The following is a 23,095-nucleotide window of genomic DNA, read 5'->3' on the forward strand; positions in this document are numbered from 1 at the left end:
GAATGCTTTTTTTATACTTTTTTTCACCAAGAAAAGAAATTGTTTGTGGTTGTTTTTTGTTTTAGAAGAATTTAGCAATTTAGTCAAAGGGGGCTGGAAGATGCGCAAGATTCAATTTTTTGATACGACGTTACGAGATGGGGAGCAGACGCCGGGAGTCAATTTCAATACAAAGGAAAAGGTTCAAATTGCCTTACAACTGGAAAAATGGGGCATCGATACGATTGAAGCGGGGTTTCCCATCGCATCGATAGGGGATTTTGAAGCGGTACAGGCGATTGCCCAAGCGGCTTCTCAGATGACGGTGGCTGGGTTGGCCCGTTGTCAGAAAAAAGACATCAATCGGGCGTATGAAGCATTAAAAGCGGCTCGCTATCCTCAGATTCATGTTTTCTTGGCCACTAGTGATGTTCACATGAAGTACAAGTTGAAAATGACGCCGGCTGAAGTCTTGGCAGCGATTAAAGAGCATGTCAGCTATGCGGCGACGCTTTTTGAAAAGGTTCAGTTTTCACCAGAAGATGCTACCCGGACGCGGAAGACCTTCTTGTTAGAGGCAGTCCAGACTGCCATCGATGCTGGGGCTACCATCATCAATATCCCGGATACGGTAGGGTATAGCAATCCGACCGAGTACGGCAAACTCTTTGCTTACTTAATCGACAATATCAAATCCGATCAAGAAATCATCTTTTCTTCTCATTGTCACGATGATTTGGGAATGGCCACGGCCAATGCGCTAGCTGCTATCGAAAACGGCGCCAACCGAGTGGAAGGAACCGTCAATGGTATCGGCGAACGGGCGGGGAATACGGCTTTGGAAGAAGTCGCTGTGGCCCTGCATATTCGCAAAGAGTACTACCAAGCAGCCACTAGCATTAGACTTGCGGAAACCAAACGAACCTCAGATATTGTCGCTCGCCTTTCAGGTGTAGCGGTGCCTCGCAACAAAGCGGTGATTGGCGCCAATGCCTTTGCCCACGAGTCCGGCATCCATCAAGATGGTGTCTTAAAAAATCCGGAAACCTATGAAATTATCACGCCACAACTTGTCGGCGTGGAAAATAACTCTCTGCCACTAGGGAAACTTTCCGGTCGTCATGCCTTTGTCACCAAGCTACAAGAATTGGGCTATCGGCTATCAGAAGAGGAAATCAAACCGGCTTTCCAACGCTTTAAGGCGTTAGCAGATAAGAAAAAACAGATTACCGATCAAGATTTGCTGGCCTTGTTGGCAGATGAAGTACGCTCTGAAGCTGATAGTGCCCATTTGACAGGGCTGCAGGTACAATACGTATCTTGCGGTCGTCAAGGTGCAATCGTTTCAGTGGCACAAGGCGAGACGACTCGCGTGGCTTCAGCAGTAGGTTCAGGCTCGATCCAAGCAATTTACAATGCCATCGATGATATTTTCCAACAGCAGCCGACTTTGGTGAGCTATGAAATCAATGCCTTGAGTGGTGGCGAAGATGCCCAAGCGGAGGTGCATATTTCCATCGAATGCCCTGAGACCAAGCGCCGGATCAATGGTATCGGCGTGGACTTTGATGTCTTGGAAGCATCAGCTAAAGCCTACGTACAGGCAAGTTCATTTTTGAAAAAGGAGGCGGCACAATCAGATGACTAAACATATCGTAGTACTACCCGGTGATGGGATTGGCCCAGAAATCATGAAAGCGGCTATCGCGGTCTTACAGGCCGCTGCGAAAACCAGCGGCGAACAGTTTACTTTTGAAGAAAAAGCTTTTGGCGGAGCAGGTATTGAGGCTGCTGGTGTCGGTCTGCCTGCAGAGACTTTAGCTGCCTGTCAAGCCTGTGATGCAATCTTGTTAGGCGCAATTGGCGGACCAGCTGGCTCCCCGTGGGAAAAGGCACAGCAAACCCCAGAACAAGGCTTGTTAGCCTTGCGCAAGGCCCTGAACTTGTTTGCCAATATTCGCCCAATCGCCGTACCAGATGCGTTGCTACCTTTGTCGCCGGTGAAAGAAAAGATTGTCAAAGGATGTGACATGATTATTGTCCGGGAGCTGACTAGCGGTATTTACTTTGGTACGCCTCGAGAGCTAGGGTCGATGGAAGCTTATGATACTTGTCGTTATACGGTGGCAGAAATCAAACGTATCGCCCATCGTGCCTTTGCCATCGCGATGACCCGGGGCAAACACGTGACTTCTGTCGACAAGGCCAATGTACTGGCTACAAGCAAACTTTGGCGCAAAACCGTCGAGGAAGTGGCGAGAGATTATCCCGAAGTGACGTTGGTGCATCAATTGGTGGATTCTTGTGCCATGCGTATCGTCCAACAACCGACGGAATTCGATGTGATTTTGACGGAAAATCTTTTTGGCGATATTTTGAGTGACGAAGCATCCGTCTTGCCTGGGACGCTAGGGGTGTTGCCTAGCGCTAGCCATTCGGAAGGCGGCGTCTCCTTGTACGAACCTATCCATGGTTCAGCGCCGGATATTGCCGGTCAAAACCTCGCCAATCCCACCTCGATGATGCTTTCGGTGGTCTTGATGTTGCGCCAAAGCTTTGAGATGCATGAGTTGGCCGATAAGATTGAAGCAGCGGTCTATGCCGTGATGAATGAGGGAATCGTCACTGGTGATTTGGGGGGCAAGGCTACCACTAGCGAAGTCACTGAGGCGGTTATTGCTAAATTAGGCGGCTAATGCTTGCGTTTGCGGTATTGGTCAGGAGCGGGTTGGGCAGTTTAGAAGATGGGAGAAGGATTGAATGGGGAAAACACTATTTGACAAAGTCTGGGACCGACATGTCATCAAAGGCGAAGATGGCGATGCCCAGTTGTTGTATATTGACTTGATGCTAATTCATGAGGTGACTTCACCGCAAGCCTTTGAAGGATTGCGCCAAGCTGGGCGGCAGGTGCGACAGCCAGAGAAAATCTTTGGCACGATGGACCACAATGTGCCCACGGTGGACATTCATAACATTACTGATTTGATTGCTAAAAAGCAGATAGATACCCTACGTCGCAATTGTGAGGAATTTGGCATCGAACTTTGCGACAACGGTTCGGAAGGTCAAGGTATCGTTCACATGGTGGGACCGGAAATGGGGTTGAGCCAGCCGGGGAAGACCATCGTTTGTGGAGATTCCCATACGGCAACCCATGGCGCATTTGGAGCGCTGGCGTTTGGAATCGGGACTAGTGAAGTGGAACACGTCTTTGCGACCCAAACCCTCTGGCAACGAAAACCCAAACGGATGGGTATCGAAATTAGTGGGGACTTGCAACCTGGTGTTTATGCGAAAGATGTCATCTTGGCCTTGATTGCCAAATACGGGACGGATTTTGGCGTGGGGTATGGCGTGGAATTTTACGGCGATACCATCCGCAAGATGTCTATGGATGAGCGCATGACCATCTGTAACATGGCCATTGAAGGTGGCGCCAAGATGGGGATGATTGCGCCTGATGAGAAAACCTTCGAATATGTAGCTGGACGTCGATTTGCACCAGCGAATCTAGCGGCTGCTATCGCTGACTGGCAGACCCTTTACACGGATGAAGATGCCCAATTTGATGCGGTCCTGACTCTTGATGCAGCGGCGTTGGAACCCTTTGTCACTTGGGGTACAAATCCGGAAATGGGGGTGCCGGTAAATGGGCGCTTCCCTGAAATCACCGATCACAATGACGAGTTGGCCTATGAATATATGGCCCTAGCTCCCGGTCAAAAGCCAGCGGATATTCCAGTAGAATATGTTTTCATCGGCTCTTGTACCAACGGCCGACTGTCGGATCTACAAGAAGCGGCCCAAATTGTAGCGGGTAAGCAAATCAAAGCGGGAGTGACGGGGATCGTCGTTCCGGGATCGCGACCGGTGAAACAAGCCGCGGAACACTTAGGACTAGATGAAGTCTTTCGGGCTGCCGGTTTTGAATGGCGGGAACCCGGCTGCTCCATGTGCCTAGGGATGAATCCAGACCGGGTACCAGAATTTGTTCATTGTGCTTCGACCTCCAATCGTAATTTTGTCGGACGGCAAGGGAAAAACTCGCGGACCCACCTTTGCTCGCCAGCTATGGCAGCTGCCGCAGCTTTGCACGGGCATTTTGTGGATGTGCGAGAAATTGTAAAGGAGGCCTTGTGAGATGGAGGCATTTACTGTATACACCGGCAAAACGGTTCCTTTTATGAATGACAACGTGGACACCGACCAAATCATTCCCAAAAGCTACCTAAAGCGGGTGGATAAAAAAGGTTTTGGTGAGTTTTTATTTGATGACTGGCGCTACCTTGCTGATCGCACACCGAATCCGGAATTTGTGTTGAACTACCCGGAGTACGGTGACGCTACGATTTTGATTTCTGGGGATAATTTTGGCTCTGGTTCGTCGCGGGAGCATGCCGCGTGGGCGTTGATGGATTACGGGTTCAAGGCAGTTATCGCCGGTAGCTTCAGCGATATCTTTTATATGAATGCCACTAAAAATGGCCTCTTACCGATTGCTTTGCCAAAAGCCGCTCGAGAACAGTTGGCAGCTTTGCCCGCAACGGCGGAGATTGTGATCGATTTGCCGGCTGAAGTGGTGCGTTCTGGGAGGAATGTCTGGTCTTTTGATATCGATGCCACTTGGAAAGACAAACTAGTGAATGGCTTGGATGAGATTGGCATTACCTTGCAAGATGATGAGTTGATCACTGCCTATGAGAATGAAAAAGTACCCGATTATTGGCGCTGAGGCGTTGCGCATTTTGAAATGGTAAGTATTGAGAGAACAGGTCTATAGCAGGCCTGTTTTGCTTTGAATTGGGCAAAAGGATGCTATACTGAAAGGAAACTTGGAGGCACAATTTATGACCGAAATCCGATTATTAACTGAGGCAGATCAACAAGCGTTAACCATACCCAATGAGGCCTTTCCTTTGATGGGACGGTTGGTAGTGACCCGGACAGCCGAAGCGTGGGGGTATCATGAAGAACTGTTACCCAAAGAAGCTTGGGAGGAGCAGACATTCCCTGATGAAGATTATCAGATTGCCACGGTGTTGCAAAAGGGGTTTGCGGTGGGCGCTTTTGAGGGGGAAACTTGTGTTGGACTGGCACTTTTTGAGATGGACTGGCTGAAATATGTCTATTTAGCAGACCTTAAAGTGAACCGGCAGGCACGGGGGAAAGGAATTGCCGCTGCTTTGTTAGAGGCAGGACGCAAGGAAGCAGTCAACCGAGGGAAAGCCGGCATCTGGACGATTGGTCAAGACAATAACTTAGGCGCTTGCCGGTTTTATTTGAAACAGGGATTTGTCATCGGTGGCTTGAATACCAATGTTTATCGCCACACGCAACAAGAAGGCAAAGGGGATGTTTATTTTTATTGGGAATAGCAAAAAACGGCTATCAGAAGGGCAGCGCGCCTCTGATAGTCGTTATTTTTGTCTTCGTTGTGTCAGCTAAACCTAAAAAAAGCGGAATGGGTTGTTTATAAAATGACCACCAGGTAGCCACTGTCGATGACGACCCGCAGGCTACCATCCCCTCTGGTTTGCGATTCATATTTCTCCCGCAATTGATTGTAGGAAGAAGGGATGGGGTACTGGACAGCTTGACCATTGATGATTAGCAAGTCAGCGACATTACGACTCGGTCCACTGGCATCAGGATACCCAAAATCAAAGAGAGAGACCCCAATCATTTCTCCAGGGACAGTGGTTACGAAGCGATTGCGGGCAGGACCCGCACCGATAATCGCCAACCGGTATTGGCTAAGCCGCTTGTGTTGTTGATTGACTAAGGGCTGAGCAAGAGTCAGTAATTGTTGGACGCGGTCTTGGTCTTCTTTGTAGGTGGCTTGTTGGGAAATCAATAGCTTGGTAGTGAAAGCTAGTTGACTAAGTGTGAAGTAGCCGACTAAAAGCAGGAGCCCTTTTTTCAATTTAGAGGTAGTCACGGATAGACTAGCTAGAAAGAAGCACAGCGCGATTACAAAAGGAAACTGCGGTGCCATACTTCTTGGCGGCAAAAGTGTCCCAGCGGCAATGACAGTTCCGACGGCGGATATCAAGAGGACCATCAGACAGATCAGATAGCTTAAGCGGCTTTGGAATGAGACTGTTTTGATTTTTACAAGGGGAAGCAGACTCAAAAGACCACCTATCAAAAATTGTGGACCATAAACCGGATTGATTTTCCAAAAAGAGGGAGCAATGGTAATTTTGCCGATGCTCTTAATCAGGGAATCCAGCGCTTCAGTGAAGGGGACTTGCCCCCAAAGCCGGTCGTTGCTACTGTGGTCCACATTTGCAATTTTTGTAATCTGTAAGACAAGTGTATCCCCCACAAAATATAAGCCAACTCCGAATCCAAAGACGAGGAGATAAGGTACAGCTTGTTTGATTAAGTCCATGAGAGCAAGGTTTTGTTGTTGTTTACTAAATTGCAGAAGCTGAAGTAATAAGATGCTAGCGGTCAAAGCGGTAAACAATAGTAGAAAGGATAAATAAATGCTACAAGCAAAACTGAGACAAAGGGTGGCAGCAATCATTTGCCACCAACTAGGAAATTTCATAGTAGTGCCAGCTAGTAGATAAGCTGCTAGAATGGTTAAAAAGAGACCGAGCATAAATTCAAAAATTTGGAGAACAAAATAAAATTGTGTCATAAAAAAAGGGCTGGTGACAAATAAAGAAGGAATCACCGCCAACTGGAGAGTTGAAACCTGGCCTTTGAGGCATTTCGCAAACAAGGTACAAAGTAGTAAACTACTGCTAATGAGTAGCAAAATCCCTAAAAGGTTTGCAAGATAAAGATTTGCGACATTTGATCCCTCCAGTTTTTTTAGCAATACTTGGCCAAAACGTCCGATACTAATCCAATGTTTCAAATAATCTTGAGGCACACTCAAATATTGATTGGTGTCCATCCCAAAAGTGATCTTCCCTAAAGAGAGGCCATAACATATCAATACCAAGATGATTGTATAAATGGTCAGTCCCTTTTGCTGCTTAATGAATCTTGGAAAACGAATAGCTCTTTCCGTCACTTCTTCCATTTCTTCCCACTCCTTACAATGCCTATAAGAATCATTAGGCGGCTAAATTTGCTTTAGATGACAGATGCTATTAATTAAAATAGCATCAAAGTGCATTTGTGGAAAGGGCTTCTGAAATCGAGTCCCATAAAAAAGAGGGACAAAGAAGCAGTTTGTTTGAGCATAGTCAAAAGCTTTTTTCTATGGGGAGCTTTAAGCAATTGGCTAAGGAAGAGCAACAATTTCTTTTTCATGAAAATCCCTTGACATTTTTTTCCAAACACCGTATACTGATAAAGTTGAGAAATCAAGCAGAGGCACCCGCTTCTCGCCTGAGTGAGTAGACTCGCTGGGCAGATACGTTTCAGACTACTATGGGTAGTGTGGATTTGGGTGCGAGTTCGATTGTCGAGCTCGTTTTTTTTGTGAGATTTGCTCGCGAATATACTTGGAGGTGAATGACCATAGCAAAGGATATGATGGTAAACGACGGCATTCGTGCACGTGAGTTACGTTTGATCGACCAAAACGGTGAACAGCTAGGGGTAAAATCAAAAGCTGAAGCATTAGCAATCGCAGAACGTTCCAATTTGGACGTAGTGTTGGTAGCGCCAAATGCCAAACCACCAGTTGCGCGGATCATGGATTATGGGAAGTACCGCTTCGAACAACAGAAGAAGGATCGGGAAGCCCGCAAAAAGCAAAAAGTCATCAATATCAAAGAAGTTCGCTTAAGTCCAACGATCGATGTCAATGATTTCAATACGAAACTGAAGAATGCACGTAAATTCCTTGAAAAAGGCGATAAAGTCAAAGCTTCTATCCGCTTCAAGGGTCGTGCCATTACCCACAAAGAGATTGGTCAGAAAGTTCTTGATCGCTTGGCAGAAGAAACTGCCGACCTTGCGACTGTCGAACAAAAACCGAAAATGGACGGCCGTAGCATGTTCTTAGTATTGGCTCCTAAAGCTGATAACAAATAACATCTTGCGACAAACATTGCACTTATTTTGAGGATGCTGGCTCTGAGTAGGCGACTACCCAGACTGTATACGTGTTAAAAACTAGCTTGGCGCAAGTCGAGAATCACTTTTAGCACATTAACAATAGTAGGAGGAAATCACAATGCCAAAACAAAAAACACACCGCGGTTTAGCAAAACGCGTAAAACGTACCGGTAAAGGCGGATTGAAACGCTTCCGTGCATTTACAAGTCACCGTTTCCACGGCAAGACCAAAAAACAACGTCGTCAATTGCGTAAAGCAAGCATGGTGTCAAAAGGCGATTACAAACGTATCCGTCAACAATTGTCACAAATGCGCTAATCTCGCATAACCCGATATTAAAATAAACGAACTATTCTAGGAGGAATACATCATGGCACGTGTCAAAGGTGGAACTGTAACTCGTAAACGTCGTAAAAAAGTCCTAAAATTGGCTAAAGGCTACTACGGTTCAAAACATACATTATTCAAAACAGCTAAAGAACAAGTAATGAATTCATACAACTACGCATATCGCGATCGTCGTCAAAAGAAACGCGATTTCCGTAAATTGTGGATTGCTCGGATCAACGCAGCAGCACGTATGAATGGCTTGAGCTACTCAAAATTGATGCACGGCTTGAAATTGGCTGAAATCGACATCAACCGCAAAATGTTGGCTGACCTTGCTGTCAACGATGCAGCAGCATTTACTGCATTAGCTGACCAAGCAAAAGACGCTTTGGCTAAATAAGCAAACAAACGTTGAGTTATCAACATTCGCCCCACTCCTTGTGAGTGGGGCTTTTTGCTTGATTTAGAGATAAGCTATATATTGAAGAACGGCTGAACCTTTAAAAAGCTAGCGGTCGTTAGTGGTCTTAGAATGGATAGCTGTTGTTTGGTATAATTAGTTACAGGAATATTTCCAACAGTTTGAGGTTGGGGTGGCTTTGAGCTTCTGTTTTCTGCTATTCTAGAAAGGAGACAGTAGATGAATCTTGGGATGTATTTTCGAAAAAACGCGCGCATTGTTTTTACGGACGGTAAGGAAACGATAGGATTTGTGGAAACCTACACTCCGGCATTTGATACTGAGGCTGAACTTTTTGATGAAATTGGAATTAAAGATAGTCCAGATTACCCTTGTTTTTTAGGAGTCAGCGCCGAAGAAATCGAATCAATAGAAATCATTGAATAGCACTTGATCAGGGCTGTGTCTGTGTATAGGGAGGAATGGTGAGCAGTGAAAACAATAAGCGTTTATCAGTGTGTGTTTGACAAAGAGATCCCTATGGAGTACGTAGGAAAGGTAAAGTATTCTGGTGAATCTTTTGGCGTTGATTCTTTGACCGATGGAGAAGTTTATGATGTTGTCCGAGATGAAACAGGCATGATTAAGATTGTAGATGATAGCGAAGAGGATTATATCTATGACCTTGTTAATCCAAAGCCGTTTAACGGTAGCTCGCCAGGAGGAAAGTTCAGAATTATTGACGATCCAAATAAGGAATTGGGAAAATATATTCTTCAGTGACAGTCGGTTATAAATATTTTGGAAGTAAGCGATGAAAATAGAAGAATATGATGTGGTTCGCACAAAAGATGGCCGAGAGCATACTGTCCTCTTGATTCATGGTGAAGATGAAGCGTATGAAGTAGCTGACGAAGAAGATGTTTTTGCTATTCCGAGAGAAGATACAGCAGAAGCAATCTGGAAAAGAAGCGAACATCCAATCGGACATTTTTAGCACTTAGTCATTAAAAAATGATTGAGTGCTATTTTTACGAATTTACGTTCGCTTTTGTTCAACAAAATATGGTATAATATTGTCATAATCCTTTAGATTATATCCGTTTAGTGGGCTTGGAAAACGCTTGTTTTCTAGGCTCACTTTTGATTTAATTATGTTAACGGATATAAATAGCGGAAAGAAGGATTATGATGGAATCTTATGGAATAAGGTCAGTGAGTAAATTTAATATTGAGGGAACGAAAATAGAAGTAACACGAACGGAAAACTCAACAATAATTGTCGGTGAGATATTAAAAACCGATTCTTCAATAAAAATAGGTAATATAGAATTTACAATTTTTAATTGTAAATATTTTAAAGAAAAGAAGTCCGATATAATTGTTGATGGAAATCCATTCACTGAGTTTAAGGAAGTGAATCCCTTTAAAATATACTACTCATCCAAAGAAAAATTGTTAATTGCCAATAGTAGTATTGGTATTTGTACTCCATTTTTGAAGTATTTAAAACAGAGTAATCCTGAATTAGTTTCATATTCTGGTATTGATTTTGATTTTGTTAAAATAGTAAGAAATAAAGCTTTAGTTGATCAAGTTTGGTTCAGTACCTCCGATACACATGCAAGAACTAAGAGTTTCAATGGTGTAAGAGTGGACAAAAATAAAGAAGCCATGAAAGCAATCAGTGATGGCAAAGCCAGTTTTATTAAGGTGCAAATAGATGTGGCATCCAATGGACAAAATAAAAAGAGAACCATCGGGTTCTCAAAAAAAAGTGGGCTTACTATTTTTAGAAATAACGATCCCAGTATAGATGACCTTCAAAAAAAATTACAGTTATTTTTAGATGCTTATAACACTTACGGAAGTTTTAAGTAACATCTGAAAGTGCTAAATAATGTTTTGATATTTCTTCCAGTTGTTTTAGATTTTCAGATTGAATTTCCATAAAATTTTTCTCAATAATAATAACAGACTCGCCTTGCTCGAATTTTAGTGAGAATGACTCAACTTCATTCTGATTTATTCTTCTTACCATTAATCCATACACTGGATTGTACCCTGAAAAAGAGAGCTTAAGAGTATATGTCGGATTTATAAGCATTGGTCCAATTTGTCGCTCGGTTCCTTGGTTGTCTTGTTTTCCTATGGTATTAAAGAGTTTTGAAAAAAAATCATTTGCTTTATCGAGTTCTTTCTTTGAGGATTTGAAGGACAAAGTACATTTATAAGAGCAGGTAATTTCTTGCAATTCCTCATCTATCTGAATACTTGATATCCTGTATTTTCTTATATCTGGAGATTCAATTTCAAACTCTAAATAATTTTCTTCATCATTCAATATTGATAGTTGAGAAGTTTGAGTAATAAGGCTAGTAAGGCGACTAGAAGACACATTGAATGCATCTTCATTGTAGGTTTGAAAGGCGTAATATAATTCCCAAGTCACTTGTGGTTTTCTCCAAAGATGATTTAAAGCATTATTGACAATAGAGAATACAAAAAAAGAGTCATTATAGAAGTACAATGCCAGGGCTACAACTACTGTTACTAATGTCCATATGGATTCATAGCCCGGTAGTAGATCTGGATTTATAAATTGTACAATTAAGTAAGCAGTGGATAGTGCTAGTATTAACAAATACTTGAATATTTTGCCCATAGGTATCACCTCTCATCCTATTCTATCAAATAAAAAAGGGGGCTACAATGAGAACGCTGAAAACAAGTAAAACCGCCCACAAAGTGAACGGCCGCCCCACGATAGATGAGAATTTTTTGACCCAGATTTGACCCAGATTTGACCCAGAAAAAATTTTAGTTTGTTGAAATGCTATAACATAGAAATCGTAAAACTATTGGCATTAAACGTTATTTATCTTTTGATAAAATCGTCTAAAATACCTATGATTAGCTGACCAAGCAAAAGACGCTTTGAACAAATAAGCAAACAAACGTTGAGTTATCAACATTCGCCCCACTCCTTGTGAGTGGGGCTTTTTGTTTGATCCAGAGCTAAGCTACATATTGAAGAACGGCTGAACCTTTAAAAAGCTAGCAGTGAGGTGGCTTTGCTAACTTTTCCAATCTCCGGTAAAATATAAAGAAACAATCGCTGGAGGCTAACATGGAAGAATATCAGATCACCGAAGCAATCCCCACCGTCTCAGAGTTTTTGGAGTTACGGAAAAGCTGTGGGTTATCCCCTCGAGGAGTAGTTGCGAGTGAAGTTGGTTTGAAAAATAGCTGGTATAGCATCTGTGTCCGACGTTCAAGGGACCAACAGCTAATTGGCATGGGACGCATCGTAGGAGATGGGGGGATAGCCTATCAACTGGTAGATATCGCGGTGCATCCCGCTCAGCAACAAAAAGGAATTGGTAAGCAAATCATGGCACAGTTGCTGATGTATCTTGAAAGGCAAGTCGATCCAAAAGCCTACGTTAGTTTGATTGCTGACCTTCCAGCAGACCAGCTGTATCAACAGTTCGGTTTTGTCCCCACAGCCCCCCAAAGTGTCGGAATGTATTTCAAACAGGGACTCTCAATAGATAGCCAACCAGATTAGAAGCAGCATAATTTAGAAAGAGGGAAACAGATGGCAAAAGCGTATACCAAGGATCTGATTCGTCAGACGATCATTGATTTATTAAATGAAGCGCCTCTCAGTCAGATTACTGTCAAAGAGATCGCCGCCACTTGTCAGATTAATCGCAACACCTTTTATTACTATTATTCCGATGTCTACGAACTTTTGGCGGAAATCTTTCAGACAGAAATCGAACAAGTAATCGAGGAATACAATGATACCTTATCGTGGGAAGAGAGCTTTTATGTTGCGACTAAATTTGCTCTGGACAATAAAAAAGCGATTTATCATATCTACAATTCGATGCGGCAAGAAGAAGTCATCAACTATGTTTACAATGTCGCTGGCAATGTGATGACTCGCTACGTGAAGCGGGTGAGCGCCAATATTCCAGCGAAAGAATTGGATCAGCTGTTGATTGCTCGCTTTTATCAGGCGGCCTTGACGGAAATGCTGTTACGCTGGATTGCGACAGGCATGAAAGAAGATCCACAAAAGGTGATTTCTCGAATTGGTTTGTTATTTGATGGCAATATCGAGCTTTCATTGAAACGCAGTACGGAGTTGGACTAAAGCTTTTCATCAAGGGGGAAAGGGCTGTTGTGCTACGGTGAATATTCTATTAGGCAGTGAGCACCAAATGTCTGGTTTTTTAGCATAGAAGAGTGATTATCCAATGTTTTCTCGCTTTTTTTTGGCTACCATAAAGGTGTCAAAAGATAGAAAGAGGGAGAACGGTATGGAATTAAAAACTGTTGATTCACGCTTAACCTTAACAAATGGCAACTACCATTCACTGGTTCATGCTAGAAAACCCAAAGGAATTGATGACAAACGGGCCTACCTGATTGGCACTGGGATTGGGGCCTTGGCAGCAGGGTGTTTTTTGATTAGAGATGCCCATATGTCAGGGGAAAAAATCACTTTCTTAGAACAGTTGGACTTACCTGGTGGTTCCTTGGACGGTTCCCTAATTCACGATCGCGGCTATGTAGCTCGTGGTGGCCGGGAAATGGGGCATCACTTTGAAGTGTTGTGGAATTTGTTTTCCAGCTTACCTTCAACCGAAGATCCTAGTATGTCTGTCTTAGATCATTTTTACTACACCAATTTGGATGATCCTAACTCCAGTAATTGTCGGATTACTGAGAAACAAGGGGAACGTTATGACAATGGCAAGTTCAATCTTGGTCAAAAATTAGCACGGGAACTGGCCGAATTCATCATGACTGCCGATGACCAACTGGAAGACAAATCGATTGAAGAGGTCTTTTCAGAGGAACTCTTGGCCTCAGACTTTTGGATTTATTGGCGGACGATGTTTGCCTTTCAAAATTGGAACTCGGCTTTAGAAATGAAATTGTACATGAATCGCTTTATTCACCATGTTGGTGGCTTGACCAAACTGGATGCGTTACAGTTTTCCCGTCATGATCAGTTCACATCCTTTGTAATGCCCATGGTAAAATATCTGCAAGATCATGGTGCAAAATTTGAATATGGGGTCACTGTTGAAAATGTGGTCTTTGATTTAGCTGAAAATAAAAAAGTTGCCACCAAAATTGTCGCTAAGGCAAAAGATGGCAAAGATATCTCGATTCCTTTAAAAGAAACCGATTTAGTTTTCATTACCAATGGCTCGATTACAGAAGGCTCAGGCTATGGGGATGATCAGACGCCAGCACCCTTCAACCAAACACCAGCGGGTTGCTGGACTTTGTGGAATAATATCGCAAAACAATCGACAGAATTTGGCCATCCAGAAAAATTCTGTGATGACCCAGAAAAAACCAACTGGGAATCTTGTACAGTCACGTGTCACGATGATAGTGTGCCTAAGTATATCGAAAAAATTACCAAACGCTCGCCCTATGGTGGTAAAACGGTCACCGGTGGGATTGTTACGGCTAAAGACTCTTCTTGGTTGTTGAGCTGGACCATCAATCGGCAAGGGCAATACCTCGGCCAACCAGAAAACGATGTCGTCGTTTGGGTCTATGGTTTGTTTTCCGATGTGCCTGGCGATTATATCCAAAAACCGATGCGGGATTGCACTGGTAAAGAAATCACCAAAGAATGGCTGTTCCATTTAGGGGTTCCGGTCAATGAAATTGAAGAAATGGCCAATACTTGTACCGCAGTGCCTGTTATGATGCCTTTCATCACCTCCCAATTCATGCCTCGGACGGCTGGGGATCGGCCTTACGTGGTTCCTAAAAATGCCGTGAACTTCGCTTTCTTGGGTCAATTCGCAGAAACACTGGACGATCCAGGACGGGATACGGTCTTCACTATTGAGTATTCTGGCCGGACAGCCATGGAAGCAGTCTATGTCCTGACTGGTGTCGAACTAGGGGTTCCTGAAGTCTACGCCTCTCGCTACGATATCCGTTATTTGCTAGAAGGTGCCAAGGAGTTGCTGGATGGCGAAAAACCGGATTTGAAGCTACCTGCATTGATTCAACACGGTTTGGAAAAGAAGATTGCCGGGACGGATATTGCCGTGCTTTTAAAAGAACACGGAATTATTTGAATGCTAGAACAAGAAAAGAAGTAAAAAAGGAGTTTCAGGCAGTGTCTGAAACTCCTTTTTTACATTCTCTTTCTTATTTTCTAATATGCAAATTCACATACTGCATGTGAAGGCTTTTATCGTGAAAAAAATCTTGTTTACCCTTTAGTTATCCATTATGATTTAATTAATCCCTTTTAATGAAGAGTGTAGGTGTTGGCTATTAAGACCAGCGGATTACCAAGCTTCAGTCAGGGAAAAACAACACATTTAACAGCTGTCGTAAAAGAGTAGGAGCGGCTTTTTTACTAAAGAGACAGCTTTACTATAGGGGAAGACAGAAATGAAAATTGAAAAGAAGAGGCTCGTGCAGGCGGGTCAAATCGTGATGGTGGCAATCATCATCATCTGTGCCATCTTCAGTATGCAGCCGCTGAAGGATGAAAAAGGTGCGAAGGTGGCTCTAGATCAAGGAAAGCTTAATTACACCGGTGATTTGGTGCGTCGCAAGTTTAATGGTAAGGGAACCTTGAAATTTGCGGATGGCAGTGTCTATACCGGTACTTTCAAAGACGGCTACTTCAATGGTCAAGGGGACTTTCAGGCGAAGGACGGTTGGCATTATGTGGGGGGCTTCAAGAAGGGCAAAGCACAAGGGAAAGGTGTTTTGACCTTAGAAACGGGCGCAATTTACAAGGGGCAATTTGAGGATGGGGTGTATCAAGAAAAATGAGGATCAAATGGTTTAGTGGCATTCGGGTTGTGGGCTTGGTGATGGTCCTCTTGTATCACTTTTATATCACCCAATTTTCTGGTGGCTTTGTGGGAGTCGATGTCTTTTTCACCTTCTCTGGTTTTTTGATTACTGCCTTATTTATCGATGAGTTACAAAAAAAGGGAACTATCGATTTATTGGGCTTTTATCGTAGGCGACTCGTCCGGATTTTTCCACCATTATTGTTGGCAGTCCTTGTATCGATGGTGTTTACTTTATTGGTGGGGAAAGATTTTGTAGCAGATATTGGCAAACAAATTGCTGCAGCTCTCGGTTTTACGACGAATTATTTTGAGATTGCCAATGGTGGCAGTTATGAAAATAACTTTTTCCCCCATCTATTTGTCCATACGTGGTCATTAGCGGTGGAAGTCCACTTCTATCTGATATGGGGCTTGTTGGTGAGCTTGCTGGGTCGCAGTATCAGTCGTTCAGAAATGAACCAACGACTGAAATTAAGCCGCTTTCGTGCGATGCTTTCCTTATTATCACTGTTCTTTTTGCTAATTACTTTTTTAGCGATGTTTTTACGGGCATTTGGACTGACGGAGTATTCTCCCATCTACTTTTCCAGTGTGTCCCATAGTTTTCCTTTTTTCATTGGTGCCTTTTTGGCGACTTTAACCGGGGTAAACAATGTCCCAAAGAAATTCATGGTGAGGGTCGAGCAATGGCAGCTTAAGCAAACGTTACTCGTTTTTTTTAGTGGTTTAGCCGTCTTAGTCGTCTTGGGATTGGTTTTGAACTTTAATCAGCGGGTTACCTACCTGTTTGGGTTCTTGTTGGCAAGTGGAGCGACGGCGCTGATGATCTATGGGGCGCGAATTTTGCATGAAAAAACGCCAAATAGCAAGGAGCCCAAAGTTTTAACTTTCTTTGCTGACATCAGTTACGGCATGTACTTGTTCCACTGGCCGTTGTTTACGATTTTCAGCAATCGAATCAGTAACCACCACTTGGCCGTTTTATTGACTGTTGGGTTATCGATACTCTTTGCGGCACTCTCTTACTATATATTGGAACCTCTGGTGGTAGGGAAAACACCGCAATTCTTTGACTGGGAATTGCGTTGGAACTGGCGCTACATTGGTATCCCCATGGCGGTGGTTGGAATGTTGTTATTGGGGACGACGGTGACAGTTGCAGCTGGCGCACCCCAGATGACCAGCCTTGAGCAACAGTTATGGACCAGTCATCTGCAACAAGATGAAGATGCGCTGCGGGATATGCGGGATTTGGTGGATCAGAAAAAAGCCACGGAATACCAGATGACAAAAGGCGTTAGCGTTATTGGAGATTCCGTGACCCTCGGTGTGCGTCAAGCCATTCTCGACCAAATCACGGATAGTCGCGTAGATGCGGCAGGGGGGCGTCGTCTTGAACAGGCCAATGCAGTGATGGCGAAACAGCAAAAGAAAAAATTGTTACGGGAATATGTCATCATTTCCTGTGGAACCAATACTTTTGCTGATTATGAACAGCGAATCAAAGAGCTCATCAATGACCTGGAACCAGGACACAAACTGATTTTTGTGACCCCTTTTGACGGGCGAGCCGATGAAACTTGGGATTCGCAAAAATTAGCCAATTTTGAACGCACCTTGCCAGATAAATATGATTTCATCACCATCGCCGATTGGAATAAAATCGCCGCTGAGCACATGGAAATATTTGTCGGCTCTGACACCACGCATTTTGCTGGAAATCCTGAAGGGGAAAAACTCTACTTGGAAATGTTACAAAAGGCCATTGCTGAGGCCAAAGCCAAACCGGTAAAATCAAATCAAGACTAATCCATCCCCTGGCTCTTAAATGAGGCGGGGGTTTTTAGTTTGAATAAAAAATTATGGAAAAATCATAAGCAAATGTTCGAATATACTATGGCAAACGCTCGTTGCTTCCTGCTTTCTTCGACCCGTCTTTCAAGTGTTTTCAGCCCACCAAAAAGCCTCCAGCACGCGTGCTGGAGGCTTTTGATCTTATCGGGAAGACCGGATTTGAACCGACGACCCCTTACTCCCGAAGCAAGTGCTCTACCAAGCTGAGCTACTTCCCGAAAATTGCTACAGGTCAACTATAGGACGACCATTGATTTTTTTCAAATAAAAAGAGTTTTTGAGCAAGCTATTAGGCTGGCTAGAGGATATCCTCTAAAATGAAGAGACCAAGCAAGTATTTTTGCTAAATCCAAGAAAGGTGTGGACACGATGACACTAGATTTCACCGGTACCATCTCCAAAGATTGTCTGACTCTGACTTTTGCCTCTGATCGTGGCGAAATCCAGCTTTTGCCGGCGACGACCAAGATGAAAGCAACAACTGAGTCGCCAAAAATTTTTGTATATCTGAAGGCACAGCAACCGACTCTTATCACCCAAACAGCGGTAAATCAAAAGCTGATTACTGAATATCAAGCAGACCAACTACTGCTGATCACGCCACCTTGGGAGCTAGAAATTCCTTATTTGATTGCCATGCTACATCAAACGTGGACGGACAATGGCTTAAAAGTGGCGACACTCACTGAAAATGCAAGTAAAGTTCCAGCTAATCAGCAGAAAACTTTAAGTGACTATCAAGAGGAGCTTTTTTTAGTATTAAAAGCTCTAGGCATCCATACAGCAAAAGTTCGTCACAAGCCCGCTAAAGCGCAGCACCGCTGGAATAAGGCAGTGTCAACTATTTCCTTTTTTATCGACCATGAAGGAGCGACTGGTGAGGCCCAATGGCAAAAGCGTAACGAGATGCTTTTGAAAAAAGGCGCTCAGCTAAAGATGAATCCTCCGTTAAAAAAGGATGGGAGCATTGGTTTTGATGTGCGTTTTGCCGAAAAACTCCGAGGAGATTTAGCCGCTAAAATCAGTGGTGATCGAACCACTGAGGATATTGTCCTCAAAAGTGTCAATGAACTGGGGCTCTTCTTATACTATGGCGGAACCAATGGCTGGTTGGTCTTGAAAGATCAGGCTGGTAAAACGATTGATGAATATACCGTCGTGAAGTAGCTAGGTAACCGATAGCAAGAAAATCTGTCAAAGGATTCTCAAAAAAAGCGATGATGGGAAAGTTTTTCCGGTATAATAAAAGCAGACTTGTGCACAGGACGAGTCTGCTTTTTAGTTGTCAACCTAGAGGAGGCTTGCAGGATGGATTTTGCCCAACAAGATTTTGATTATTATGAACGGACCGTCGGCAATATGTATCGGAAGTTTTATACGAAACGAATTGTGACAGTGGCCATCGCTTTAGTGATTATTTCCGGCTATAGTTGGCTGATAAATGAGCACTTGCTGCTAAATGGCTTATTGATAGTGATTTTGCTTGGACTGCTGGTTTATTTGGTTTTACAACGAGGAAAGTTTCCTGAGATCTATCAAGAGTTGTTGGCAGGAAATCAGCCCCAAGTGGTGATTGATCAAGTACAAGAAGATGAGTATAGCTATAATATTTATCGTGAAGAGGAAAAAATCGCGCGAGTGAATAAAAATGGGGTCCGTAATTTACCTTCTGCCAATAAAACCTATACCTTGATGGCCGGATTTGACAAGAAGTTTTTCTCGAATCAACCGCTAAGGCTAGTTTACTACGATATGTTGGAGCTGACCTATGAGGAAAAATTCCGCCTCAGTCGTGGGGGCTACAGCTCGATGCCGCGCTTTTTACGCCGCTTTACTTGGAGTAATTTGAAGGCCTCGGCAGGAAATGCAGTTAGTTTTATCATAGGCAACCTTTTTTTCTTATTCATTTTGTTCCGCTTAATTCGCTATGTGATTTCATTAATTCGAATGATGTTTTGACGAGGATAGGTGACTGTCCTCGTTTTTTTAGATTTTTTGCTTTTCTTACCGCTAAGAGAGAAAAGATCAATGTTATCAAAGAACAGTCAGGAGAGCAGGTTGGCATGATTGATAGACAGAAGACCCTATTTTATTTTAAAAATTGATATTCCGATTTTTTGTAGCAACTTGCATTATGTTTTAGAAAGAGAGGTTTTATCCTCTTTTCTCATGATAAAGAACTTATAAAAAATAAGCTTCAAAAAGGGTTGATATATCAGGAATTAAGTGGCGTATTGTACCGTCATTTTGATGCCCGAAAAAGCTGAAATTTAGCTCCGTACAATTTGGCTTGACGGTAGCTAGACCGGCAAATGCCAAATACCAAGCAATTTGTCATTTTTCTCTGAGCTTCAAACTTAGAGTAAGTGTCACAAGTGCCACCAACTCTAAGTAATTCATCTCAGTCTTTAAAGCTACTGTCAACCCAATTTTACTCCGCTAAATCTCACCTTTTTCACGGTACATGTGCTCTCTACAAGAAAATAAATTGCTGGATTTACGAAGCAAAGGGAATAAATCGATTATCAACAAAATAGGGCGGACGTGCTGGAGGAGAATGTCTCGGGTAGTAGTACCTAGGATGTCGGAGGGCTAAAGGAGCATGACGCATACAGCTCACCTAAGCAAATCTCGCTAAGATGAGCTAGCAAAATGACAACTGTTTTTTGGCTAGCATTTGCTACCACCCGAGGGATGATCCGGAAGCGAGTCCGGCTGGCTTTCTTAGTGGCGTACATAAAAGTTGAGAGCTAATTTGCGTATTTAGTAGCAAAGGAGTTGAGGAGATGTCCAATCTTGCCGAATCGTTAACGTTACAAAAGCAAATAGATAGTATAATCCAGGGATTCCAACTATTCATACAGGTTTTTTTGCCTTATTTTGGTATGTTAGCTGTTATTTGGGTAGCCAAACTATTATGGCGGAGGTATCAGCAAAAACAAAGCAAGATTTTGGCGGCTAATTGGAACTTTTCTGATATCGATCAAATGGATGGCCTAGCTTTCGAAAAATTTTGTGGGGTTCTATTAAAAAATCTTGGTTGTTCTCAAATTCGCCTAACACCAACAGTTGGGGATTACGGTATCGATGTTTTGGCAGTGACAAAATCGGGCCGAAACATTGGTCTTCAGTGCAAACGTTATCGCAATCAAGTCGGAATTAGAGCCATTCAAGAAGCCTATTCGGGCAAAGCTTTTTATCGTTTGGAGGAAGTTTATGTGGTGACGAATAGCCATTTTACGGTCGCTGCTCGTAAAATGGCCTTACGTAATGATGTTCAGCTTGTGGATCGAGAAAAACTCTTGAAATGGCTGAAGGCAGCTCAAAGAAATGCTGCCAAAGAAATAGGAAAATGACTTCTAGAATAGCTCAAGAACGAAAATTTTAGAAATACATGCCTTATTTTCAAGATTAAAAAACAGGCCCCGCAACAACGGGACCTGCTCTTCATTCTCATTCAACTTTTACGATAGTTATTTCACGGCATATTTTGCTGCTTGCGTTCCAGCTTGACGGCCGAAGATGATGATATCGGCTACAGCATTTCCGCCGATACGGTTGTTCCCGTGGATACCACCAGTGACTTCGCCAGCGGCATATAGCGCAGGGATGGCTTTGTCGCCTTCACCGATAACTTGGGTTTCCGTGTTGATTTTCACGCCGCCCATCGTATGGTGAATCCCTGGTGCAATCGCGATGGCATAATATGGCGCTTTTGATAAGTCATTGTCCATCCCGGTAGTCCGGCCAAATTCAGCATCGTTTTTGTCGGCTACAGCTTTGTTCCAAGTGTCTAAGGTCGCTTTCAAATCAGCTTCTGGCATATCGATTTCTTTGGCCAAGGCTTCGATAGTATCGGCTGATTTGACCAGACCGGATTTTTCATAGAAATCGATGGCTTTGACTCGTTCTTTGACGCCGGCATCAAAGACTAACCAAGCAGATTTTTCAGGTAAGTCAATGATTGCCGCGGAGACTTTATCGCGGGTTTCCATTTCGTTGAAGAAACGTTTGCCTGCTTGATTGACTAAGATGGCACCTTCTCCTCGAACGGCTTCAGTGATCAATAATGATTTCGTTTGATCAACGGTAGGGTGAATTTGGATTTGATCCATATCCACGGTTTGGCCGCCTAAAGCTTCAATCATTTTGATCCCATCACCGGTGGAGCCTTCTTGGTTAGTCGTGACATAGCCTTTAAGTTCCGGTTTGTATTGTTCAATCATATCCATGTTGGCACCGAAACCACCAGTAGTTACGATGACCGCTTTGGCAGCAATGGTTTTTTCTTTGCCATCGACTTTGACTTGTACGCCGTTGACGGTTCCATCCGCTTCGTTGATTTTGACGACGTCTGAATTGACGAATAAAGGAATTTCATTTTCATGAACGTTGCGCAAGAGGCCGTCTACCAAATATTCTCCGACAGCTGAACCGTCTGTAGGGCGGTGGGTCCGTTTGACGCTCATGCCCCCAGTGGTGGTCAAATTGTCCAGCGTGATATCCATCGAATCCAACCAATCAATGGCTGCGGCTGAATGATCGACTAAATAGCGGAGCAGTTGAGGATCATTGGTGCCGCCACCACCGGCTAGTGATTCTTCATAGAATTTGTCATTGCTATCTTTAATTCCTTGAGCATCTTGGAATTTAGTTTCTGAGGCATTCATCCCAGCAGAAGATTTTAACGTGTTCCCACCGGCAATCGGCATTTTTTCTAAAATAACTGGATTGGCACCCGCTTCTTTGGCAGAAAGGGCAGCAGCCATCCCAGCACCACCGGCACCGACGATGACGACATCATAGGCATCTTTCATTTCAGCTGGATCCGTGTATTCTTGTGCTGAAGCGCCAGAAGTCGCATCGCTGGAAGCAGCTGTGGAAGCCGTCGTGGTTTGTTCTGTTTTGCTAGTTGATTCCTTCACAGTGTTTGTGCTTGACGAGTTGGTTTGTTGATCAGAAGAACAGCCTGCCATCAGTAAAATAGCTGACAGTGTCAACAGTTTCCCTAAAGTTTTTTTCATTCATTGACCCTCCGTTATCTATTGTGTGAAAACTCACGAACTTAGTATAACAAAGAAGGCGGATAAATAACACTATAAGCCAATCAAAAAAATGCTCTTAAAAAAACTAGGTAATTAAGCTTGGGGCTCCGGCTGAATTTCGGCGAATTGTTGGAAAACTTCATGAAACGCTGGAGCGGTCTTCTTAAGAGAAGTGAGTCGATTTTTTTCGGTGGCGATGAAGCAATGTTTGCTACTACCGGTAGTCATCAATTGATTAGTTTTGTCATCGTATATGCGATAAGCAAAATCCATACGAGTACCAGTATACTGTTGTACATAGACTTCGATGCGGACCCGGTCGCCATAATGGATCATGTTTTTGTATTGGCAATCGACAGCGACAACCGGGACACTGATCCCAGCAGCTTCCAAAGTGTGAAAAGGCATGCCGAGAAAAGTCAGTAAATCGATGCGGGCCTCTTCAAACCAACGAATGTAATTGGAATGGTGGATGATCCCCATTTGATCTGTTTCATAATAGTGGGGTTCGCGTAAATAACCTGGATAAGGTGAAATCATGTTGGTGCCTCCTTAATAGGGAATCGGCCCTAATTTTTTTTAGCTTATCATGGGT

At 43.5% G+C, this 23,095-nt stretch carries 24 protein-coding genes, 1 tRNA gene and 1 other annotated feature; of the genes, 20 read left to right on the plus strand and 5 right to left on the minus strand.

The genetic code is table 11. From position 1 onward, the window contains the following. Positions 1 to 100 precede the first annotated feature (100 nt). From ACO03U_RS04515 to ACO03U_RS04535, 5 genes are all read left to right on the plus strand, one after another. Entirely contained in the window at positions 101 to 1,627 is a 1,527-nt protein-coding gene (locus ACO03U_RS04515) for a 2-isopropylmalate synthase (protein WP_204685866.1), read from the plus strand. Further along, positions 1,620 to 2,675 carry a 3-isopropylmalate dehydrogenase gene (gene leuB, locus ACO03U_RS04520; RefSeq protein WP_204685872.1) on the plus strand — a complete coding sequence of 352 codons (1,056 nt, stop codon included), beginning with the start codon at positions 1,620 to 1,622 and terminating at the stop codon, positions 2,673 to 2,675. The genes ACO03U_RS04515 and leuB overlap by 8 nt, the downstream gene beginning before the upstream one ends. A gap of 64 nt (positions 2,676 to 2,739) precedes the next feature. Then, positions 2,740 to 4,122 (plus strand): 3-isopropylmalate dehydratase large subunit, encoded by a 1,383-nt coding sequence (leuC, locus tag ACO03U_RS04525; RefSeq protein ID WP_204685877.1) that lies wholly within the window; start codon positions 2,740 to 2,742, stop codon positions 4,120 to 4,122. A 1-nt stretch (position 4,123) separates the two neighbouring features. Further along, positions 4,124 to 4,714 (plus strand): 3-isopropylmalate dehydratase small subunit, encoded by a 591-nt coding sequence (gene leuD / locus ACO03U_RS04530; protein WP_204685879.1) that lies wholly within the window; start codon positions 4,124 to 4,126, stop codon positions 4,712 to 4,714. 115 nt (positions 4,715 to 4,829) lie between these two features. Continuing rightward, positions 4,830 to 5,357 (plus strand): GNAT family N-acetyltransferase, encoded by a 528-nt coding sequence (locus ACO03U_RS04535; RefSeq protein WP_204685881.1) that lies wholly within the window; start codon positions 4,830 to 4,832, stop codon positions 5,355 to 5,357. Between the two features lie 95 nt (positions 5,358 to 5,452). On the opposite strand, the gene ACO03U_RS04540 is transcribed toward ACO03U_RS04535, so the two are convergent. Next, positions 5,453 to 7,021, minus strand: a complete 1,569-nt coding sequence (locus tag ACO03U_RS04540) for a glucosyltransferase domain-containing protein (RefSeq protein WP_204685889.1) — start codon at positions 7,019 to 7,021, stop codon at positions 5,453 to 5,455. A 282-nt stretch (positions 7,022 to 7,303) separates the two neighbouring features. Continuing rightward, positions 7,304 to 7,432 (plus strand) — a sequence feature (ribosomal protein L20 leader region). 26 nt (positions 7,433 to 7,458) lie between these two features. Between ACO03U_RS04540 and infC the strand changes: the two genes are divergently transcribed. The 7 genes from infC to ACO03U_RS04575 all read left to right on the plus strand — a co-directional run bounded on the left by infC (position 7,459) and on the right by ACO03U_RS04575 (position 10,619). Continuing rightward, the gene (infC, locus tag ACO03U_RS04545) at positions 7,459 to 7,983 is read left to right on the plus strand and encodes a translation initiation factor IF-3 (RefSeq protein ID WP_161870372.1); all 525 of its coding nucleotides are present in this window, start codon (positions 7,459 to 7,461) and stop codon (positions 7,981 to 7,983) included. A gap of 142 nt (positions 7,984 to 8,125) precedes the next feature. Next, entirely contained in the window at positions 8,126 to 8,326 is a 201-nt protein-coding gene (gene rpmI, locus ACO03U_RS04550; protein ID WP_161870371.1) for a 50S ribosomal protein L35, read from the plus strand. A 52-nt stretch (positions 8,327 to 8,378) separates the two neighbouring features. Continuing rightward, a complete protein-coding gene (rplT, locus tag ACO03U_RS04555; protein ID WP_016623661.1) occupies positions 8,379 to 8,738 on the plus strand; it encodes a 50S ribosomal protein L20 in 360 nt (119 codons plus the stop codon). A gap of 240 nt (positions 8,739 to 8,978) precedes the next feature. Then, the gene (locus ACO03U_RS04560) at positions 8,979 to 9,185 is read left to right on the plus strand and encodes a hypothetical protein (RefSeq protein WP_204685890.1); all 207 of its coding nucleotides are present in this window, start codon (positions 8,979 to 8,981) and stop codon (positions 9,183 to 9,185) included. A 45-nt stretch (positions 9,186 to 9,230) separates the two neighbouring features. Next, complete coding sequence (locus tag ACO03U_RS04565; protein WP_423104405.1) at positions 9,231 to 9,521, plus strand: hypothetical protein; 291 nt, start codon at positions 9,231 to 9,233, stop codon at positions 9,519 to 9,521. Between the two features lie 31 nt (positions 9,522 to 9,552). Further along, positions 9,553 to 9,735, plus strand: a complete 183-nt coding sequence (locus tag ACO03U_RS04570) for a hypothetical protein (RefSeq protein WP_204685891.1) — start codon at positions 9,553 to 9,555, stop codon at positions 9,733 to 9,735. 194 nt (positions 9,736 to 9,929) lie between these two features. After that, positions 9,930 to 10,619 (plus strand): hypothetical protein, encoded by a 690-nt coding sequence (locus ACO03U_RS04575; protein ID WP_204685892.1) that lies wholly within the window; start codon positions 9,930 to 9,932, stop codon positions 10,617 to 10,619. Here ACO03U_RS04575 and ACO03U_RS04580 read toward each other — a convergent pair. Next, positions 10,612 to 11,403, minus strand: a complete 792-nt coding sequence (locus ACO03U_RS04580) for a hypothetical protein (protein ID WP_204685893.1) — start codon at positions 11,401 to 11,403, stop codon at positions 10,612 to 10,614. The genes ACO03U_RS04575 and ACO03U_RS04580 overlap by 8 nt on opposite strands. A 465-nt stretch (positions 11,404 to 11,868) precedes the next feature. Between ACO03U_RS04580 and ACO03U_RS04585 the strand changes: the two genes are divergently transcribed. From ACO03U_RS04585 to ACO03U_RS04605, 5 genes are all read left to right on the plus strand, one after another. Continuing rightward, positions 11,869 to 12,309: a GNAT family N-acetyltransferase gene (locus ACO03U_RS04585; RefSeq protein WP_204685894.1), complete on the plus strand. Its 441-nt coding sequence runs from the start codon at positions 11,869 to 11,871 to the stop codon at positions 12,307 to 12,309. A gap of 30 nt (positions 12,310 to 12,339) precedes the next feature. Beyond that, a complete protein-coding gene (locus ACO03U_RS04590) occupies positions 12,340 to 12,903 on the plus strand; it encodes a TetR/AcrR family transcriptional regulator (protein ID WP_204685896.1) in 564 nt (187 codons plus the stop codon). Between the two features lie 166 nt (positions 12,904 to 13,069). Then, the gene (locus ACO03U_RS04595; protein WP_204685897.1) at positions 13,070 to 14,863 is read left to right on the plus strand and encodes an oleate hydratase; all 1,794 of its coding nucleotides are present in this window, start codon (positions 13,070 to 13,072) and stop codon (positions 14,861 to 14,863) included. Between the two features lie 322 nt (positions 14,864 to 15,185). After that, on the plus strand, positions 15,186 to 15,575 hold the full coding sequence (locus tag ACO03U_RS04600) for an MORN repeat-containing protein (protein ID WP_204685898.1): 390 nt from the start codon (positions 15,186 to 15,188) through the stop codon (positions 15,573 to 15,575). Further along, positions 15,572 to 17,410 carry an acyltransferase family protein gene (locus tag ACO03U_RS04605; protein WP_204685899.1) on the plus strand — a complete coding sequence of 613 codons (1,839 nt, stop codon included), beginning with the start codon at positions 15,572 to 15,574 and terminating at the stop codon, positions 17,408 to 17,410. The genes ACO03U_RS04600 and ACO03U_RS04605 overlap by 4 nt, the downstream gene beginning before the upstream one ends. A 189-nt stretch (positions 17,411 to 17,599) precedes the next feature. Here the strand turns inward: ACO03U_RS04605 and ACO03U_RS04610 are convergent. Then, positions 17,600 to 17,673: transfer RNA gene (locus ACO03U_RS04610), tRNA-Pro, on the minus strand. A 151-nt stretch (positions 17,674 to 17,824) separates the two neighbouring features. Here ACO03U_RS04610 and ACO03U_RS04615 point away from each other — a divergent pair. The 3 genes from ACO03U_RS04615 to ACO03U_RS04625 all read left to right on the plus strand — a co-directional run bounded on the left by ACO03U_RS04615 (position 17,825) and on the right by ACO03U_RS04625 (position 20,811). After that, on the plus strand, positions 17,825 to 18,622 hold the full coding sequence (locus tag ACO03U_RS04615; protein ID WP_204685900.1) for a hypothetical protein: 798 nt from the start codon (positions 17,825 to 17,827) through the stop codon (positions 18,620 to 18,622). 141 nt (positions 18,623 to 18,763) lie between these two features. Then, on the plus strand, positions 18,764 to 19,414 hold the full coding sequence (locus tag ACO03U_RS04620) for a hypothetical protein (RefSeq protein ID WP_204685901.1): 651 nt from the start codon (positions 18,764 to 18,766) through the stop codon (positions 19,412 to 19,414). Between the two features lie 827 nt (positions 19,415 to 20,241). Continuing rightward, positions 20,242 to 20,811 (plus strand): restriction endonuclease, encoded by a 570-nt coding sequence (locus ACO03U_RS04625; protein ID WP_204685902.1) that lies wholly within the window; start codon positions 20,242 to 20,244, stop codon positions 20,809 to 20,811. Positions 20,812 to 20,928: 117 nt separating this feature from the next. On the opposite strand, the gene ACO03U_RS04630 is transcribed toward ACO03U_RS04625, so the two are convergent. Continuing rightward, a complete protein-coding gene (locus tag ACO03U_RS04630; RefSeq protein WP_204685903.1) occupies positions 20,929 to 22,479 on the minus strand; it encodes a flavocytochrome c in 1,551 nt (516 codons plus the stop codon). Between the two features lie 114 nt (positions 22,480 to 22,593). Beyond that, the gene (locus ACO03U_RS04635; RefSeq protein WP_204686058.1) at positions 22,594 to 23,037 is read right to left on the minus strand and encodes an acyl-CoA thioesterase; all 444 of its coding nucleotides are present in this window, start codon (positions 23,035 to 23,037) and stop codon (positions 22,594 to 22,596) included. Between the last annotated feature and the right edge of the window lie 58 nt (positions 23,038 to 23,095).

It is taken from the genome of Enterococcus diestrammenae, from assembly GCF_049384045.1.
In the GTDB taxonomy this organism is placed as follows: domain Bacteria; phylum Bacillota; class Bacilli; order Lactobacillales; family Enterococcaceae; genus Enterococcus_C; species Enterococcus_C diestrammenae.

Excerpts from the sequence above, each read along its gene's own strand:
- ACO03U_RS04515 (WP_204685866.1), top strand. The coding sequence starts at position 101 with ATGCGCAAGATTCAATTTTTTGATACGACGTTACGAGATGGGGAGCAG.
- leuB (WP_204685872.1), top strand. The coding sequence starts at position 1,620 with ATGACTAAACATATCGTAGTACTACCCGGTGATGGGATTGGCCCAGAA.
- leuC (WP_204685877.1), top strand. The coding sequence starts at position 2,740 with ATGGGGAAAACACTATTTGACAAAGTCTGGGACCGACATGTCATCAAA.
- leuD (WP_204685879.1), top strand. The coding sequence starts at position 4,124 with ATGGAGGCATTTACTGTATACACCGGCAAAACGGTTCCTTTTATGAAT.
- ACO03U_RS04535 (WP_204685881.1), top strand. The coding sequence starts at position 4,830 with ATGACCGAAATCCGATTATTAACTGAGGCAGATCAACAAGCGTTAACC.
- ACO03U_RS04540 (WP_204685889.1), bottom strand. The coding sequence starts at position 7,021 with ATGGAAGAAGTGACGGAAAGAGCTATTCGTTTTCCAAGATTCATTAAG.
- infC (WP_161870372.1), top strand. The coding sequence starts at position 7,459 with ATGACCATAGCAAAGGATATGATGGTAAACGACGGCATTCGTGCACGT.
- rpmI (WP_161870371.1), top strand. The coding sequence starts at position 8,126 with ATGCCAAAACAAAAAACACACCGCGGTTTAGCAAAACGCGTAAAACGT.
- rplT (WP_016623661.1), top strand. The coding sequence starts at position 8,379 with ATGGCACGTGTCAAAGGTGGAACTGTAACTCGTAAACGTCGTAAAAAA.
- ACO03U_RS04560 (WP_204685890.1), top strand. The coding sequence starts at position 8,979 with ATGAATCTTGGGATGTATTTTCGAAAAAACGCGCGCATTGTTTTTACG.
- ACO03U_RS04570 (WP_204685891.1), top strand. The coding sequence starts at position 9,553 with ATGAAAATAGAAGAATATGATGTGGTTCGCACAAAAGATGGCCGAGAG.
- ACO03U_RS04575 (WP_204685892.1), top strand. The coding sequence starts at position 9,930 with ATGGAATCTTATGGAATAAGGTCAGTGAGTAAATTTAATATTGAGGGA.
- ACO03U_RS04580 (WP_204685893.1), bottom strand. The coding sequence starts at position 11,403 with ATGGGCAAAATATTCAAGTATTTGTTAATACTAGCACTATCCACTGCT.
- ACO03U_RS04585 (WP_204685894.1), top strand. The coding sequence starts at position 11,869 with ATGGAAGAATATCAGATCACCGAAGCAATCCCCACCGTCTCAGAGTTT.
- ACO03U_RS04590 (WP_204685896.1), top strand. The coding sequence starts at position 12,340 with ATGGCAAAAGCGTATACCAAGGATCTGATTCGTCAGACGATCATTGAT.
- ACO03U_RS04595 (WP_204685897.1), top strand. The coding sequence starts at position 13,070 with ATGGAATTAAAAACTGTTGATTCACGCTTAACCTTAACAAATGGCAAC.
- ACO03U_RS04600 (WP_204685898.1), top strand. The coding sequence starts at position 15,186 with ATGAAAATTGAAAAGAAGAGGCTCGTGCAGGCGGGTCAAATCGTGATG.
- ACO03U_RS04605 (WP_204685899.1), top strand. The coding sequence starts at position 15,572 with ATGAGGATCAAATGGTTTAGTGGCATTCGGGTTGTGGGCTTGGTGATG.
- ACO03U_RS04615 (WP_204685900.1), top strand. The coding sequence starts at position 17,825 with ATGACACTAGATTTCACCGGTACCATCTCCAAAGATTGTCTGACTCTG.
- ACO03U_RS04620 (WP_204685901.1), top strand. The coding sequence starts at position 18,764 with ATGGATTTTGCCCAACAAGATTTTGATTATTATGAACGGACCGTCGGC.
- ACO03U_RS04625 (WP_204685902.1), top strand. The coding sequence starts at position 20,242 with ATGTCCAATCTTGCCGAATCGTTAACGTTACAAAAGCAAATAGATAGT.
- ACO03U_RS04630 (WP_204685903.1), bottom strand. The coding sequence starts at position 22,479 with ATGAAAAAAACTTTAGGGAAACTGTTGACACTGTCAGCTATTTTACTG.